Annotated in this window: 14 protein-coding genes; 10 read left to right on the top strand and 4 right to left on the bottom strand. The window is 36.5% G+C overall.

Annotation, left to right across the window (positions count from 1 at the left end):
• The first annotated feature begins 151 nt into the window (after positions 1-151).
• Genes V4538_08055 through V4538_08045 form a run of 3 tightly spaced genes read left to right on the top strand, consistent with a single transcriptional unit; the run spans position 152 to position 2,480 of the window.
• A complete protein-coding gene (locus tag V4538_08055) occupies positions 152-1,552 on the top strand; it encodes an aminotransferase class V-fold PLP-dependent enzyme (GenBank protein ID MES2380979.1) in 1,401 nt (466 codons plus the stop codon).
• A complete protein-coding gene (locus tag V4538_08050) occupies positions 1,549-1,839 on the top strand; it encodes a superoxide dismutase (protein MES2380978.1) in 291 nt (96 codons plus the stop codon). Before V4538_08055 ends, V4538_08050 begins: the two co-directional genes overlap by 4 nt.
• Before the next feature lie 29 nt (positions 1,840-1,868).
• A complete protein-coding gene (locus V4538_08045) occupies positions 1,869-2,480 on the top strand; it encodes a GNAT family protein (GenBank protein ID MES2380977.1) in 612 nt (203 codons plus the stop codon).
• A gap of 99 nt (positions 2,481-2,579) precedes the next feature.
• Here V4538_08045 and sppA read toward each other — a convergent pair whose 3' ends face one another.
• Positions 2,580-4,349 (bottom strand): signal peptide peptidase SppA, encoded by a 1,770-nt coding sequence (sppA, locus tag V4538_08040; protein MES2380976.1) that lies wholly within the window; start codon positions 4,347-4,349, stop codon positions 2,580-2,582.
• Positions 4,350-4,531: 182 nt separating this feature from the next.
• Between sppA and V4538_08035 the strand changes: the two genes are divergently transcribed.
• The 3 genes from V4538_08035 (at position 4,532) to efp (ending at position 6,596) form a co-directional block, all read left to right on the top strand.
• The gene (locus V4538_08035; protein ID MES2380975.1) at positions 4,532-4,915 is read left to right on the top strand and encodes a hypothetical protein; all 384 of its coding nucleotides are present in this window, start codon (positions 4,532-4,534) and stop codon (positions 4,913-4,915) included.
• Positions 4,908-5,930: a glycosyltransferase family 2 protein gene (locus V4538_08030; protein ID MES2380974.1), complete on the top strand. Its 1,023-nt coding sequence runs from the start codon at positions 4,908-4,910 to the stop codon at positions 5,928-5,930. The genes V4538_08035 and V4538_08030 overlap by 8 nt, the downstream gene beginning before the upstream one ends.
• A gap of 105 nt (positions 5,931-6,035) precedes the next feature.
• Entirely contained in the window at positions 6,036-6,596 is a 561-nt protein-coding gene (efp, locus tag V4538_08025) for an elongation factor P (protein MES2380973.1), read from the top strand.
• Positions 6,597-6,681: 85 nt separating this feature from the next.
• On the opposite strand, the gene V4538_08020 is transcribed toward efp, so the two are convergent.
• Both V4538_08020 and V4538_08015 read right to left on the bottom strand, forming a co-directional pair.
• Entirely contained in the window at positions 6,682-7,434 is a 753-nt protein-coding gene (locus tag V4538_08020; GenBank protein MES2380972.1) for a glycosyltransferase family 2 protein, read from the bottom strand.
• Positions 7,435-7,441: 7 nt separating this feature from the next.
• Positions 7,442-8,341: a glycosyltransferase gene (locus V4538_08015; protein ID MES2380971.1), complete on the bottom strand. Its 900-nt coding sequence runs from the start codon at positions 8,339-8,341 to the stop codon at positions 7,442-7,444.
• Positions 8,342-8,786: 445 nt separating this feature from the next.
• Between V4538_08015 and aroC the strand changes: the two genes are divergently transcribed.
• The 3 genes from aroC to gpmI all read left to right on the top strand — a co-directional run bounded on the left by aroC (position 8,787) and on the right by gpmI (position 13,549).
• The gene (gene aroC, locus V4538_08010) at positions 8,787-9,863 is read left to right on the top strand and encodes a chorismate synthase (protein ID MES2380970.1); all 1,077 of its coding nucleotides are present in this window, start codon (positions 8,787-8,789) and stop codon (positions 9,861-9,863) included.
• A gap of 88 nt (positions 9,864-9,951) precedes the next feature.
• The gene (locus tag V4538_08005) at positions 9,952-11,781 is read left to right on the top strand and encodes a M43 family zinc metalloprotease (GenBank protein ID MES2380969.1); all 1,830 of its coding nucleotides are present in this window, start codon (positions 9,952-9,954) and stop codon (positions 11,779-11,781) included.
• A 241-nt stretch (positions 11,782-12,022) separates the two neighbouring features.
• The gene (gene gpmI / locus V4538_08000) at positions 12,023-13,549 is read left to right on the top strand and encodes a 2,3-bisphosphoglycerate-independent phosphoglycerate mutase (protein MES2380968.1); all 1,527 of its coding nucleotides are present in this window, start codon (positions 12,023-12,025) and stop codon (positions 13,547-13,549) included.
• Positions 13,550-13,571: 22 nt separating this feature from the next.
• Here the strand turns inward: gpmI and V4538_07995 are convergent, their stop codons facing one another.
• Entirely contained in the window at positions 13,572-15,917 is a 2,346-nt protein-coding gene (locus tag V4538_07995) for an MMPL family transporter (GenBank protein ID MES2380967.1), read from the bottom strand.
• Positions 15,918-16,036: 119 nt separating this feature from the next.
• On the opposite strand from V4538_07995, the gene V4538_07990 reads away from it, so the two are divergent.
• Complete coding sequence (locus V4538_07990) at positions 16,037-18,325, top strand: two-component regulator propeller domain-containing protein (GenBank protein MES2380966.1); 2,289 nt, start codon at positions 16,037-16,039, stop codon at positions 18,323-18,325.
• Positions 18,326-18,416: the final 91 nt, after the last annotated feature.

Raw genomic sequence — 18,416 nt, 5'->3', positions numbered from 1 at the left:
GCCTGATTAAGGTCGTCCTTTCTCATTCATCTGTAAAACGAAACTGTACGGGTTAAAATAATCAAATTTGTATCTGTACTTATTGCATTATTTCGTTGTTTTTTGTATCAGGTAAATACCAAATACACAAAACTGAATACGATAGCATAAAATGACTGAGAAGAATTTACAAAGACAGATGCAACAAGAAATGATTGATAAAAAAATATTCAATCAAGCTAAAGAATATGCATTTGATTATGCAGATAAAGCATTGGAAAGAAATGTTTATCCGACTGATGAAGCACTTGAAAAGCTGGCTATTTTCGATGAACAATTACCTGATAACATCGGTGATTCTTTAGGAATAATAGAATTACTTCATACATATGGTTCTCCTGCAACAGTTACTCAAATTGGAGGAAGATACTTTGGGTTAGTTAATGGCGGTATTATACCAACGGCTCTGGCGGTTAAATGGCTAAATGATTTTTGGGACCAGAATACACCTTTATATGTTACTTCTCCGATAACATCAAAATTGGAGACCGTGGTTGAGGGTTGGCTGAAACAACTTTTTAACTTTCCAGAATCAACTGTTGCAGGTTTTGTAAGTGGCACGTCCATGTCAATTCTGTGCGGACTTGCTGCTGCACGTTTCAGGATTTATCAAAGATTAAACTGGGATATTAATGCAAAAGGATTCATGAATGCTCCTAAAGTTAGAATTGTTGCTGGACAACACGCACATGCTACTGTTCTAAAATCCGTAGCGTTGCTAGGTTTTGGAAATGACAATATTGAATGGGTTGATGTGGATAGTGAAGGAAGAATGATTGTAGATAAAATTCCGGAACTGGATGAAAGCACCATACTTATTCTCCAGGCAGGCAATGTAAGCTCCGGCTCATTTGATAATTTTAATGAAATTTGCGATAAGGCAAAAAAAACAAATACATGGGTCCACATTGATGGTGCTTTTGGTTTATGGGCTGCTGGTTCGGAGCAACTCAAACATTTAACATCAGGAATTGAAAAAGCAGATTCATGGTCTGTTGATGGACACAAAACGTTGAATACACCATACGATTGTGGTATTGTATTATGCAAAGATAAAGAAGCACTGGTTTCTGCTCTTCAGGCAACGGGTTCATATATAGTATATGGCGAAAATAGAGATGGAATGCTTTACACACCTGAGATGTCGAGAAGGGCTCGCGCTGTTGAACTTTGGGCAACCATGAAATATTTAGGTAAAGAGGGTATTGATGTGTTAGTTTATGGATTACATGAACGAGCTAAACAGTTTGCTGCAGCACTCAAAGAAAACAACTTTCAAATACTAAATGAGGTGGTATTTAACCAGGTTTTAGTTGCTTGTGATAGTGATGCTGAGACGGAAGAAATTTTGAAAAACCTGCAAGAGTTAAGAGAATGTTGGTGTGGTGGTTCTGTATGGTTTAATAAAAAGGTAATCAGAATAAGTGTTTGTTCATGGGCAACAACAGAAGATGATGTAACACGTTCCGTTTTATCATTTGTAAAAGCAAGAAAGCAGGTAAAAAAGAAATGAAAATATTAGCCATAGAAAAAGAGTTGAAAACCGTTGATTGGGAAAATGAAATGCAAACACTGATCGAAGAAGCAAAATCAGCTTATAAATTAATACTTTCAGGTAATTTACGGGAAATATACTTCACTGAAAACAAGCATGCCGTACTTATTCTTGAATGTGAGGATAAAATTGCTGCCAAGCAACTATTAGCCGAATTACCATTGGTTCAGAAAGAAATAATAGCTTTTGAAATAATGGCATTGCAGCCCTATACTGGTTTTACCCGATTAATGAATTTAGAATAAACTATTTAAACTTAACAAAATTGACAATTATGAATTTGGACTTTACAGAAAAATATATTTTAGAGAATGACTTTGTTTTATTACGACCATTAGAAGTTATGGACAAAGAAGTTCTGATAGAATTTGGGATAAATGAACCTGAAATTTGGAAATTTAACGCTAACGGAGGAAACGGAAAAGAAAATTTTGAGAACTATTTTGATACCGCAATCAAACAGTTCAGAGATAAAAATCAATATCCTTTTATCGTATTTGACAAAAGAAATAATAAGTATGTTGGCATGACGAGATTATACGAAATCTCCAATGAATCTAAGCGGCTTGACATTGGGTTTACCTGGTATGGAAAAAACTTTCAAGGGACAGGATTAAACAAAAACTGTAAATATTTGCTACTTGAATTTGCTTTTGACAAACTTCAAATGGTAAGGGTTGGATTTGGAGCAAACAGCAAAAATGAGAGAAGCATTAACGCAATGAAAAGTATTGGTTGTAAAGTAGAAGGAATATTAAGGCAATATGGTAAAGATGCTGATGGAAATATAATTGATGCCATTAAATTGAGTATTTTGAAAAATGAATGGGACGAAAACGTAAAAGTAAATTTGAAAAAACAAACAGAAAAATTTGTCGGTAGCTAACAAACTTCAACAAACTCAAAATAGAACCAACTTTACATAAAACAAAACAGCCTCAGAAGATTATTCTGAGGCTGTTTTTATATTCATTGCATTCAATGCTTATTGTACATTTAAATCAAAGCTCATTCTGGCTTGAATGCCTTGGTAACGCATTACTTTATTCATGTCGTTATACAATTTAAATTGCTCAGGAGTTAAGCTTCTTTTGGTAAAGAAAATACTTGTTTCATTTGCCATATCGTTAAAGAAATTTTCTATCGGGTCTTTTTGTTCCGGTAAGTTTACGGTACGTGCATCGCTTAGTTTTGCTTTTTTCTTAGCTATTTCAATAGCTTTATCCAATCCACCTATTTCGTCTACTAAACCAATTTTTTTCGCATCGTTAGCAGCCCAAACTCTTCCTTGTGCAATACTATCCACTTGTTCTTTTTTTAACTTACGGCCATCAGCTACTCGGGTAATAAACTCATCATATACTCTGTCAACACCTTTTTGAATAATAGCTCTTTCTGCTTCGGTTAAAGGTCTGTCAACCGAACCTAAATCAGCAAACTCACCAAACTTTACGGTTTCAAATTTAATACCCAGTTTGTTATTGATTAATTCTTTGGCATTGAACATCACACCAAAAACACCTATTGAACCTGTAATAGTATTTGGTTGTGCTACAATTACATCAGCAGGAGCAGCTATATAATAACCTCCACTGGCTGCTACGCTACCCATGCTTACTACAACTGGCTTGGCTTTTTTAGCCAATATTACTTCTCTCCAAATAATATCGCTTGCCATAGCACTTCCGCCTGGTGAGTTAATACGTAAAACAATGGCTTTATAGCTATCGTCTAACCTTACTTTTTTAATGGCTTTAGAAATGGTTTCGCTACCCATGTTTTCGTTGTTGCTTTCACCACTTACTATTTCTCCATCGCAGTAAATAATTGCAATTTTATCATCACTTGTGGAAACACTTGGGTTAGGTGTGTTTTTATATTTCCCTAACGATATAAATTTCAAGTCCGCACTTTCTTCTGTATTGGTTAATTTTTTCAATTCAGCTTCTACTTCATCATCATATTTTAAACCATCGGCTAAACCTAAAGTTACTGCATCTGATGGATGTTGAACGGCTAATTCATTGATAATATTTTCTATTTCAACCGCTTGTTTTTTACGTGCTGTGGCAATATTACCTGTCATGGTATGATATAAACTACCCATAAATGCACTGATTTGCTCTCTGTTGGCATCGCTCATTTTATCTGAAATAAGCGGCTCTCCTGCCGATTTAAATTTACCATGTTTTATCAACTCAGGGTTCACACCAATTTTATCGAACATGTTTTTTAAGTATGGTGTACTACTTGACAAACCATTCAAAATAAGCTCCCCTGCCGGATTTAAATATACTTTGTCGGCTACTGAACATAAGTAATATGATTTTTGATCAACCAACTCGCCATAAGCCACAATGAATTTTTTTGACTTTTTAAAAGCAATCAACTCATTTCTTATTTCTTCCGTATTGGCAAAACTGTTCATAGAAATACCCATTTCCAGATAAATGCCTTTTATGTTGTCATCACCAGCTGCTTTTCTAATATTTTTCAATACATCGTCTAAACCAATTTCTTCTTTATTTTCCATGCTCGAAAAATTAAAGTTCTTAAAAAAATTACTGCTGCTTCTTTCAGGAATAGCATAATTTAAATTTAACTTCAGAATGGAATTGCTGGCCACTTTTGTTTCCTTTTTATCGCCTTTACTGGCCAAACCGGCTATGGAGCCAACAAGGATAAAAAACAATACTACTCCGCTTATAATAAAGCCTAGCATACTGGCAAACATGAATTTAAAAAATTGTTTCATATAAATTTTGATTAATAATGGTTGCAATATAAATTATAATAAGCCTAATGACGCACACTATTTATACCAACGTGTCTGGTATAAGATAAAAGGTATATTTTGGTATTTTGAATAATAGAATTGGAAAATAGCCAAAGCAAATTTTCAATTATTTAAGGTTTTACTATCTTCGCCATCCCAAAATGGATTCAACATTCGAAACGCAGTTAAATGCACTCAAGGCTGATATTGATTTTTACACCGAATCAGTGAAGGAAGTAGCAATAGAAATGGTAAAAGAAAACTTTACCCAATTTCCTATATTCTTGGCCTCGGCCCATGAGGTAAAAATAGGTGAGCTTATTTTATCAATGCGCGACTTTGCGAGGGATAATGATATTTATGCCTCTACACTGGAAGAATTGGTGGAAAGAAAAGTAATTGCTGAAGACAAAGTAGCTGAGTTTAAAACAGCTTATAAAAACTACAAGAAATTTTGCTGCGTATTGTGGCTAACACCGCAAACGGCCCAGTTTGTATATATTCCATACAAAAAAAACAGCAAGGAGGAAAACCCTGATGATTAATTACCCGAAGGTAGCTGTTGTAATTATCCATTGGAATAAAGTTGAATACTTACAAAAGTTTCTTCCTTCAGTAGTTGCTAATGATTATCCAAACTTAGAAATAGTTTTAGCCGATAACCATTCAAGCGATGAATCTATTGCATTTGTAAAAGAAAATTACCCGCAAATAACCATTGTACAAAACGGCTATAATTATGGCTATGCGGGTGGCTACAACCATGCTTTAAAACATGTAGAAGCTGATTATTATGTACTTTTAAACAATGATATTGAAGTAACTGATAATTGGATAGCACCCGTTATTGAAGCCATGCAGGCCGATGAAACCATAGCAGCCGCTCAACCCAAAATGTTGCAATACAATAATAAAAAGCTGTTTGAATATGCAGGTGCTGCAGGCGGTTATATGGACAGTTTTGGTTATGTGTTTTGTAAAGGCCGGTTATTTGAAACATGCGAAGAGGATAAAAATCAATACCAAGACATTGAACAGGTTTTTTGGGCTACAGGTGCCTGCTTGTTTATAAAAGCAAAAGCTTTTCACGAAGTGGACGGATTTGATGCACACTTTTTTGCCCACATGGAAGAGGTAGACCTTTGCTGGCGTTTGCAGCTTAGAGGCTACAAAATAATAAGTGTACCTACCAGTACTGTTTACCACGTAGGAGGCGGCACTTTAAATAAGCAAAGCGAGAAAAAAACCTATTTAAATTTCAGGAACTCGCTTATTATGTTACTGAAAAATTTACCCGCCCATAAAGTATGGTGGCTTGTTCCTTTCAGGCACTTTTTGGACTTAATGAGTTCCGGTTTTTTCTTATTGAACGGTTTTCCTAAACATAGTTTGGCTATACACAAAGCACACTACCATTTTGCCAAACATTTTTTTACTTGGCTAAAACTGCGTAAAAAAACACAGGCTACCATTAAAAACAAAAAACTACATGGCTTATATGCTAACAGTGTGGTTTGGAAACATTTTGTAGAAAAGAAACAATACTTTACGGAGCTTTAAACTCCATAAATTAACTTAAAATACACCCTAGTTGTAAACTAAAAACTAAAATGTATTTTCGCACACCAAATAACAATTAATAGTTAACTCAAAACATAGACAATAATGGCAAGTACAGGCGATTTATTTAAAGGCTGTTTTATAAAATTCAATGGCGAATTATGCCAGGTAATGGAATATCAGCACCGCACACCGGGTAATTTAAGAGCATTTTATCAGGTAGTATTGCGTAACGTAAAAACAGGTAAACAAGTTGAGCACCGCATGCGTGCAGGCGAAAGTGTAGAAATGATGCGTGTTGAACACCGCGAAATGCAATTTTTATATAAAGACGGAAGCAGCCTGGTATTAATGGACCCAGAAAACTTTGAACAAATTTATGTAGAAGATTCAACCGTGGGTACTACCGCTAAATTTTTAAAAGAAGAAATGATTTTAAAAGTAGCTTTTGAAAGCGATACCGTAATTGGTGTAGAGCCCCCTAACTTTGGCATTTACGAAATTACTTATACCGAGCCGGGTGTAAAAGGCGATACTGCTACTAACACGCTTAAACCAGCTACTATTGATACCGGTGCAGAAATAATGGTTCCATTGTTTGTAAACCAAGGCGAAAAAGTAAAAGTTGATTTACGTACAGAGTCTTACTCAGAAAGAGTAAAATAATATTTATAAAACATTATAAGTAAAAAAGACTACCTGAAAAGGTGGTCTTTTTTGCTTTATAAAGGATAAAAGAAAATCCAACACACTAACCGACATTCAAAGCCATTAGCTTTTGGTATTTGAGCCTTACTTCTTTGGCTGTTAAATGGGCTATAATCAATCCATATTTGCCATCTAAAAAACCCAACTTAAAAATATAATCGCGTACAAAACGGAATAACGGACTGAACACAATTTTAAAATACGAAGATTGTTTACCCCTGTTAAAATAAGCTTGCGCAGCAATGGTTGAAAAATACTCCACCTTACCTTTATGCTCCTCCACTGAAGTATATGACCAATGCAATATTTGGCCTCTTAAGAGTTGAATATTGGCATCGGGTATCATTTCAAATTTATCGTGCGGATTAAGCCCTGCCCATTTGCCTTTGGTACTATCCCACAAACGCAGTTTTATATCGCTTTGCCACGCACCGTGTTTTATCCATTGGCCGCAATAGTTATTAAACCGATTAATTAAATAACCATCTGCATGTATCGGATTGCTTTTAATGGCTTTTATTTCGTTCAGTAAAGTTTCGTCAATGGCTTCGTCTGCATCAAGCGAAAGAATAAAAGGATATTTGGCTTGTGAAACAGCAAAGTTTTTTTGTTCTATATGACCCAAGAACTTTTGTAATACTACTCTTGCACCCATTTGTTGAGCCAATGCAACGGTATTGTCTGTGGAGTAAGAATCAACTACAATAATATCGTCTGCAATACCTTTAACAGAATTAATACACCGCTCTATATTCAACGATTCATTATGCGTAATAATAGCTATACTTAATTCCATGTACTCCTTATTTTGAAATCCATAAGGCTCTTAATTTAGCCACATAATAAAATACATTTTTACGCATAGTAAGTAGTTGGTCTGATTTGTATTTTTCGCCTAACAATAATACATGCTTATAGAAATACGAAGAAGGTACTCCCCATTTGGCCGCAAATTGTTTGCGTCCATCGTTGCGCACTACCCTACCCGTGCTTTTGCTTTGGAAATGGTATACCAAACTATTGCCTAATCCTTTAAAATTACGTACGCCAGCATTCCATAGTTTCATAGAAAAATCAGGGTCGCTGTACATACCGGGACTAAACTCTTCGCTATAGCCTCCTATTTGGTTAAACAATGTTTTATGCACCAAACTTGGTGGCCAGCTTGCACCAAACCAATCGCTTAGTTTTAGTTTAGCTATAAAAGCCAATAATTCCTTTTCTTTAAAATTGGTTGGATTGTTACCAAAATCGAAAGGTGCAATAGCACATTTATTACCACTAAAAGTAGGCTCAATCATGGTACCGCTAAAATACCATAAGTTATCGGATTGTTTCTTTACTTCGTTCCATAAAGGTAAATCCCAGTTAGGGCATACATACATATCATCGTTTAAAAACAATATATAATCAGTCTTGGCTAAAGTTGCCATGGCATTCATGGCATAACAAACGCCTGCGTTTTCGGCAGAATAGGTATAATCAAACCCTTGTTGCTTTACCCATTCCAAAGTACCATCGGTACCTTCATTTACATGTATAACTATCTGATGTTTGAAATGCGAATTTTTATGAATGGCAGCTATGCAAAATTGCAGCATGGCTAAATTATTCCACGAAGGAATAACGATGCTAAAAACAGCATCTGCATTTGTTGTTTGTTGCGGATTAAATAAAATAGTAGGCTTACTAAATGCTTGCATTTTCTTTTATTAAAGTGGCGCAAAATAATATTTAAATTGGTTTTTGGTTGCTTTGAATTATTGGTTAGACTGTTAAATTGTTGGATTGCTATATTGTTGGTAATGAATTAAACTTTATTGCTTCGTACCTTACAAGAGTGTTGACTATTATAATTAGTAGGCGTGTGTTAGCCCGACAAAAAAGCGGGCCGTGCATCAGGCCTTGTGCGGGGAAGCATTTTTTTGTCTAGACTTTTTGCTTACTTTTTTGTCAATGAAAAAAGTAAGAAAGAACAAAAAGTCATACCCGATTTTACTGTAACTTTAATTCAAAATATATTTCGTAAGGTTTAATTGCATTGTTCTCCAACTGGCAGGTACTATTACAAAAGTAATATCTCTGCAAAACTGAACGCCTATCAACTAACAAGCATTATTTACAATAAAAACATACTTTTGCTTACGTATGGCAGGTAATACTTTTGGTAATCTATTTAAAATAACAACTTTTGGCGAAAGCCACGGCCCTGCATTGGGTGTAATTATTGATGGCGTTTTACCAAAAATAAAATTTGATTTCGATTTGGTGCAGGCTGATTTAAACAAACGCAAACCCGGCCAATCGAAAATAACTACGGAAAGAAACGAAGACGAAAGCTTTGAAGTATTAAGTGGTTTATTGGATGGAGTAACTACAGGTACCCCTTTAACTATTATAGTTAAAAACAAAAACCACGAATCGAAAGACTACGAGCATTTAAAAGATATATACAGACCCTCACATGCCGATTATACCCACCAACAAAAATATGGTATCAGGGATGTAAGAGGTGGAGGCCGTCAATCGGCCAGAGAAACCGTAGCGCGTGTATTGGCGGGTTCTGTTGCCAAAATGATACTTCAAAACATTGGTGTTGAAATACACACTTTTGTTTCGCAAATCCATACCATTAAACTGGATAAGGATATTGACGCCCTTGATTTTGCTGCTATTGAATCAAATATAGTTCGATGCCCGGATAACAACACGGCTGATAAAATGATAGCCTTGATAGAACAGGTGAAACAGGAAGGTGATTCGGTTGGTGGAGTTATTACCTGTGTTTGCAAAAAAGTACCTGTTGGTTTAGGTGAGCCTGTTTTTAATAAACTGCATGCTGAACTAGGTAAAGCTATTTTAAGCATTAATGCCTGCAAAGGGTTTGAATTAGGAAATGGCTTTGACAGCGTTACCATGAAAGGCAGTGAGCACAACGATATTTTTGAAATGAAAGACGGGCAGCTCACCACCCAAAGTAACCACAGCGGAGGTATTCAAGGTGGCATAAGCAATGGAATGGATATAGTTTTTAAAGCGGCTTTTAAACCTGTTTCTACCATTAAACAAAACCAAAATACGGTAAACACGCATTTTGAAAACACCCAATTTACAGCCCAAGGTCGCCACGACCCTTGTGTAGTGCCCCGAGCCGTTCCTATTGTAGAGGCAATGGCCGCTTTGGTACTGGTTGATTATTATTTATTAAATAAAGTTTATAGCTAGTTAATGTTATTTTTACTAAAGGCAAACAAAGCAAATACAACATTATTAAATAATTATTACTTAATTTACCGCATTAAAAAATTATAAAATGAAGAGATTTTTATGTTCCCTACTACTCCTTTCAAGTATCAGCACATTTGCACAACGTTGTGCAACAGATGAATTATACGAAGAGTATGTAAAACAAAATCCTCAGGCTAAAATTGAGGAAGAAAAAGCCAATGCCATTGCCCGCGATTATGCGGCTAAGTTACAAATGGGCAAAAAAGGCACTGTTATTTATATACCGGTTGTTTTTCATATCATACACAATAGTGGTTTAGAAAACATTACTCAAGCACAAATAAACGATTGTATCAGGGTTCTAAATGAAGACTATAGAAAAATGGTTGGAACCAATGGGGGCGCATCGACAAATACACGTGCCGCTGATGCAGAAATTGAATTCAGATTGGCTCAATATGACCCTAACGGAAACCCAATGGATGGGGTAAACAGAATTTTAAATGCAGCTAAAACAGTAAATGCAGACAATACAGCCAAAGCATTAAGCTATTGGGATAGCAAAAAATATTTTAATATCTGGGTTGTTAATACCATTGCAGCATCGGGTAGCACTGCAGGAACAACTCTGGGTTATGCGCAATTTCCTAACGGAGGTTCAGCCAGTACTGATGGTATAATAGTAAGAGCAGATAATATTGGAGCCATTGGTTACCAATTTCAACAAACCCAATGGGGCAGAACAGTAACGCACGAAGCAGGCCACTGGTGTGGTTTATACCATACTTTCCAAGGTGGTTGCGTAGGCGGAACGGCTTCTAATTGTGCAGGTTCCGGAGATCAGGTTTGCGATACGCCACCGGTTGCTACCTCTACAAGCGGTTGCCCTACCAGTCAAAACTCATGTACCAACGATGTACCTGATTTACCTGATAATGTACAGAACTATATGGATTATGCTGACGGTACTTGTATGAATATGTACACTGCCGGACAAGTAACACGTATGAAAAGCTTACTGAGTCAGTACCGTTCAACTATTTATTCTGCGTCTAACATATCAGCCGCAGGTTTAAATGCTGACGGAACCTACAAAGTATTAACCCCGGCTACAGTTACAGCACCATTTAATACAAGTTTCCAGGAAACTACTACTACTTGGTTTATTGAAAACTTTAATAACCCTGTCAATGGTTGGGCAGTAAACAATTCGGTTGGATTTGATGACAACAACTGTATGAGCATATCGACTTTTAAAAATGGCGCTACCAGCACATTGAATACACGCGATGCTTTCCATACCAGAAACTATAATATTAGCCAGTTAACCAACCCTACTTTAACTTTTAAAGTGGCACATGCCAGAAGAGTAGCCGGTTCAACAGATCAATTGAACGTATACGTTTCTGACAATTACGGAAGAACTGAAATATTAGCTAAAACATACACCGTAACAGATATAGAAACAGCTGATGTAACTGCAACTGAGTTTGTACCTACCAGCAGCCAATGGAAAACCATTACTTTAGATTTAGCTGCTTATAAAACATACACTAACTTCAGGGTTAGATTTGAATTACAAGCTCGCAGAGGCAACAATACTTATATTGACAATGTTTCTATTAGCACTCCTGTAGGTGTTGCTGACGGATTAAAAGAAAATATTAAATTCAGCTTAAATCCAAACCCTAGTAACAGCGTTTCAAAATTATCATTTACTACTCAAAGCCAATCAAACATTAACATCAGTATTTTTGATATCAGCGGTAAATTGGTTAAAAATATTTGCAACGATGAATTAAGTAGTGGCGAACATACTTTCGACTTAAATGCAAGCGAATTTGCAAAAGGCTTATACATTATTAAGTTTCAGGAAAACGACAAATCATTTAACCAGAAATGGTTAGTTGAATAACAAAAAAGGAGTAAGCTAATAACTTACTCCTTTTTTTTGCCCTATCAATACTGTCAGTTCGAGCGCAGTTGAAAACCATTTAGTAAAGACGTTGCATGCAACGTCTCTACCAATAAAGGTAATTTGACTTAAAACTCAAGCAGATTAAATTACACTCACTTCTATTAAAAACGGGCTCTGTACGTGTTTTTATAATACATTTGCGCTATTAAATAATTTATAATTATTTGCACTCCAATTTATGAATAACCGCGTTATATTATTAATACTTGATGGCTGGGGACAGGGAACCAAATACCCCGGTAATGCTATTGAATTAGCCAATACTCCAAACTTTGATGCTTTGATAAAAAAGTACCCGAACAGTTTGTTACATACCAGTGGCGAATGGGTTGGTTTGCCCGATGGACAAATGGGTAACAGTGAAGTGGGCCACATGAATATTGGAGCAGGCAGGGTTGTGTACCAACAACTGGTGCTGATTGATAAAATGTTCCGTGAACATAAAGTAGCTGATAACAATGTATTGAAACATGCCATTGCACATGCCAAAGGCAACAATAAAAAAATACATTTAATGGGTTTGTTAAGCGATGGTGGTGTGCACAGCAGCATTAACCATTTAAAAGGCTTATGCTCTATACTTAAAGAAAACGACTTCGACAATTTTTATTTACATGCCTTTACTGACGGACGCGATACGGATCCTAATAATGGGGTAAAATACCTAGCTGATATAATGAACCATTTGGAACAAACCAATGGTAAATTAGCCAGTGTTATTGGCCGTTACTATGCCATGGACAGGGATAACCGTTGGGAACGTATTAAGCTGGCCTATGACTTAATGGTAAATGGTATAGGCGAAAAAACACACGATGTACTGGCAAGTATTAAACACAAATATGCCGAAGGCGAAACGGATGAGTTTTTAAAACCACTGTTATGTGTGGATGAAAACAACCATGCAATGGCTACCATGGAGCCTAACGATGTAGTAATTTGTTTTAACTTTAGAACAGACCGAGGCAGGGAAATTACCCAAGCTTTAACCCAACACGATTTTGTAGCCAATGGTATGTTTAAAATACCTTTGCACTATATTACACTCACCAATTACGATAAAACATTTGAAAATGTAAACGTCATGTTTGCCGATATTGAACTGAACAATACGTTAGGCGAAGTATTACAAACCAACCATAAAAAACAAGTACGTATTGCCGAAACAGAAAAGTATCCGCATGTAACTTTCTTTTTTAGTGGTGGGCGTGAAAGCTTATTTAAAGGAGAGGTTCGCCACATGGCACCATCGCCAAAGGATGTGCCTACTTACGATTTTAAACCAGAAATGAATGCCGAAGGTGTTTGCCAATTTACATTGGACGAAATAGCTAAAAACGAAGCTGATTTTATGTGTGTAAACTTTGCCAATCCTGATATGGTTGGACATACGGGCGTTATTGCTGCTGAAATAAAAGCAGTAGAAAAAGTAGATGAATGTTTAGGCCGGATTATTGAAGCAGGTTTAGCCCACAACTATACTTTCTTAATTACTGCTGACCATGGTAATGGTGAGTTTATGATGAACCCGGATGGCTCAGCCAATACAGCCCATACCACCAACGATGTACCTTTGATATTGGTAGGCAATCATATTCCCGATAAAATAAACGATGGTAAGTTGGCTGATTTAGCACCAACAACTTTGGCTTTAATTGGCCTTCATAAACCAAAAGAAATGGATGGAGAAAGTTTATTAGCTTAAGGGCTAATAAACTTTTATTTCATTAATCTTCCGGCTCTACCTCTACAAAAGTGGTATCAAATTCCTTTTTGTTGTTGATTGATTTTTCTAACGATAACAACAAAGATGGCAGCAATAATAAATTCATCAGCATACCAAATACCAACGATAGAGAGGTAAGTATTCCCAAGGCTACTGTGCCACCAAATGAGCTGGCAGCAAATACAATAAACCCACCAAACAAGGCTACCGCAGTATAAATAATACTCGGACCTGCCTCATTTAAACTTTCAGGAATGGCTATACTCATATCCCAGTTGTTTTTCTTTAAACTATGGCGGTATTTGGCTAAATAGTGAATAGTAAAGTCAACTACAATACCATAAGCAATACTGAATATAATAATGGTAGAAGGTTTTAGGCGTATATGGAAAAAGCCCATAATACCAATGGTAACTATTAATGGAATGATGTTAGGTAAAAGCGATATCAGCATCATGCGCCACGAAGCAAATAAAAATATCATCATGAACGAGTTTAACAACAAAGCCCAAAATACAGAACTTAATAAATTATCGATGAGGTAATCGTTGCCTTTTAAAAATATAGCACTGGTACCGGTCAGCTTTACATCGTACTTGGTTTTATCAAAAATGGAATCAACTTTTTGTTGTACCAGCTTATGAATGTTTTTTATTTTTTGCGAACCCACATCAGCCATTTGAATACTTACACGGGCCGTTTGAAAATTACTATCAACCATTGATTTGAGTAAATTTACTTTCCCTGTTTGCTTAGGCAGGTAGTTTACTATTTCGCTTATATCCAACACATCCGGTACCTGGTAATATTTAGGGTCGCCATAGTGCATGCCCTGGTTGGCAAACTTTAAAAAATCGACTACGGAAACACCTCTGCTAAACTCAGGTACTTTGGACAATTCTTTTTCCAGCCTGTTAATTTTTTGTAGGGTAACATAGTCTTTTACGCCATTCGGTTTCTTGGTATCAATGGATATTTCGTAAGGTAAAATTCCCTTTAAATTGGTTTCAAAAAACTTTAAGTCTTTGTATACTTTATTGTCTTGTGGTAAATCATCAACCACGTAACCTGTTTCATCAACCATCAAAGCTCCGCCTATACTTACCAAAACCAACAGAATGGTTCCAATATAAATGGCTTTGCGTTTTTTGTACACCAGGTAATTACAGTAAGCCAATACTTTATTTAATCGTTTGGCTTTTAAATGTTTGGTATGCTTAATTTTTGGTGCCGGTAAATAACTGTACACAATAGGAATTAACACCAAACTGATAATGTAAATAAGCATAATATTAATGCCAGATACTACAGAGAATTGGTCAAGCATAGAACTGCCCGAAAAACTAAATACACAGAAGCCTATGGCGGTAGTAATATTGGTTAAAAACAAAGCCAAACCATTTTTAGCAATCAACTCTTTAATGGCTTTAATTTTATCGTTGTGTTTTAAAAACTCCTGGTGGTATACGTTTAGCAGGTAAATACAATTCTGCACACCTACTATAACCATTAAAGGAGGAATAATGCCCGTAAGCAAACTCATTTTATAACCAAACAAGGCAGTGGTACCAACGGTGCATATAACACCTATAATAACTACCAGCAACGACAATATAACGGCACTTAAAAACCTAAAGAATACGAAAATAAAAACAGCCGTTATTAATATAGAAAGGTAAATAAATATTTCTATTTCGTCAGCTACCTTACTACTCATTAAAGTTCTTATATAAGGCAAACCCGAATAATGCATTTCGCAGTTATTTTTTACCCCAAATGCATCCGCAGCTTTTTCTATGCTAAGTACTAATGGAATTCTGCCTTTGCTATCCAATACATCTTTTTTAAGCGTAATGGCTAAAAGGGTTACATTGTTTTCAGGGTTGTATAAAAAGCCGTTGTAAAATTTAAGGTCGGCCACCTTGGTTTTAAAACTATCTAATTCCGTTTGGTTAGCTATTTTAGTCGTTAATAACGGACTTAAGCTCAAGGTTTGTGTCGTATCGTTCCGGTATATGGTTTGGATATTACTTAGCGAAACAACCTTCTCTATCCCTTCAATGTTTTCTATTTTGGTGGTTAAATCAGCCCAGTCTTTAAAAAAGTTGTATTCAAATATTTTATCCGACTGCACTCCTATTACCAGCAAGCTTCCATCTTCGCCAAAAGTGTTTTTAAATTTTATGTAATCAATATAATCCGGGTCATCGGCCGGAATAATTTTGGCAAAATCGTAAGCCAGTTGAACTTTGCTTGCGTAGTAACCGAAAAAAACGGTTGTTAATAAAATGGCTAAAAGGCTTTGCCATCTATATTTAAGAATAAAATCAGCTAATTTGCTCCACATAAAACGGGTGCAAAATAATCAAATAATTTTGCCATACACTTACAGTTTACTTTTATATTATTGTAAAATAAACTGATTGAATTTACGTTTGCTAACTACTTTACCGTAATTGCACCTGAATGATAAAAAGATTTTTCATATACTTAATTTTTGCCTTACCCCTATTCACTACCGCTCAAAACAAAGGCGGTTTGGGCTCATGGCGCGTACATTTACCTTATTTAAAAAACAATGCGGTGGCGGCCTTAGGCAGTACGGTGTATTGTGGCTCAGCCAGCGGCTTGTTCAGCTACAATGAAAGCACCCGCGAAACGGAGCGTATTTCAAAAACCGAAGGACTTTCTGATGTGGAGGTTCGCCTGTTACGTGCCAATGCAATAAACAGCATGCTGTTTATTGTGTACCAAAACAGCAATATTGATTTAATGGTAAACGGACAGGTTACCAATATGCCACAAATATACCAACGCAATATTATTGGTAAAAAAGCCATTAACGATGTTACTTTTTACAATGGCAAAGCCTACCTTGCTTGTAGCTTTGGCATTACCGTTATTGATATTAACAAAGCGCAGATATTTGACTCGTACCAAAACATTGGCCCTAACGGCAGCACTATAGAAATACTGGATATAGCCATTTTAAATAATTTTATTTATGCAAGCTGTATTGATGGAATATACAGAGCTAACTTAACCACCGGTAATTTAAGCGACTTTACTTTCTGGACTAAAATTAAAGCTTCAACCAAAAGCAATAAAATAGAAACTTTTAACAATAAAGTTTATGCCGAAATAGACAGTACTTTACAGGAATACGATACCAACAACTGGACCCCTGTAAGCAGCGGAACCATTAAAGTGGTAAACGATTTACAGGTTTATAACAGCAAGTTGGTTATTACTGACTCCAACTTTGTAAGCACCATTAATACTGATAATGTATTGGATAAAACAAGCAGTCCCTATAAAAACTCAGCTTTGGTTTTACCTAACAACCGCTTTGCCACTATTGACGATTCTTATGGCTTACAGCTTTTTCCGGGTGGCGAGTTTGGCGGCATTGATTATATAGCCCCTAACGGACCTTTAAAAAGTTTGGCTACGGATTTTAAATTTATCAATGGATTGATGTATGCAGCCGGTGGTTACGCACCCTCTTTTAACGAAGGTTTTAACCACAATGGCATATATATATACGATGGCACCACTTGGAGCAATACCGTTAATCCCAATAATTCTGCTTTATCCCTTACGCCTGATTCTATTCGGGATATTTTAAACCTTACTTACGATGCTTATAACAATAAGTTATATGGTGCATCGTATGGTGGCGGTTTGGTAAAAATGGACCCGACCGGGAAAGTGGAAGCCGTTTACAACAAAAGCAACAGTGCATTGCAGGAAGTATTTGCAGGTAGTTGCCGTGTAGCCGGTTTGGCTATGGACGTTGACAATAATATATGGTTAACCAACCACTCAAGCGGACAACCTGTTTGTGTGCTCACCACAGATGGTACTTTAAAATGTTTTTCGGTAGGTAGTGCCTTTGGTGGTAACAATGCAGTAAGCGCCATCAGCATTGACGATTTAAACAATAAATGGATAGCCCATACGCGTGACGGAGGTTTGTTGGTTTATAACCACGGGCAAGATTTATTAAACACCGGTGACGACAGCTACAAAGTACTGACCAAAGAAAAAGGCAATGGCGAAATGCCAAGTAACCAGGTTAACTGCATCAGCAAAGACAGGAAAGGCGAAATGTGGGTAGGTACTAACAATGGCTTGTGTATTTTCAGCAGTCCTGATTTAATATTTGAAAACAACGGCCAGTCGTACGACTCCAGACAAATAGTGATAAAAGCAGGTTTGGTATACGCCAACTTTTTAGGTGGTGAAAACATTACCAGCATAAAAGTAGATGGCGCCAACCGTAAATGGATAGGTACCAACAATGGTGTTTGGCTGGTATCGCCTGATGGTTATACCGTATTGCAAAACTTTACCATTAAAAACAGTCCCTTGCTGGATAATGCTATTATAAGTATAGGCATTAACGACAATACAGGCGAAGTATTTTTTGGTACGGCCAAAGGTATTATCAGCTATATGGGCGATGCTACCGAAGCAGATAAAGGCTTTAAAGGGGTAGAGATTTACCCGAACCCTATTAAGCCAGGTTTTGACGGCAATATTTCTATTAAAGGATTGGCGGAGAATGTAAATGTAAAAATTACCGATGTGGCAGGTAACCTGGTAGCGGAAACAACATCTAACGGAGGCTTTGCTATATGGAACGGACGCAACTTTGCAGGCAGTAAAGTAGAAACAGGTGTGTATGTGGTTTATGCCGCTAATAAAGATGGCAGTAAATCGATAGTAGGTAAGCTGTTGTTTATACAATAATACTGACTGCCCATGGTTGGTGTCCTCACCGACCATAAATAGGTTCGACTTGATGAGAATATGCATGGTTCGACTCCAACTCCGAGTACCA

This window comes from Bacteroidota bacterium (assembly GCA_040388375.1).
GTDB lineage: Bacteria > Bacteroidota > Bacteroidia > UKL13-3 > UKL13-3 > JAAFJM01.
The sequence above is the reverse complement of the archived record's forward strand: the minus strand, read 5'-3'. Positions and strand labels throughout refer to the sequence as shown.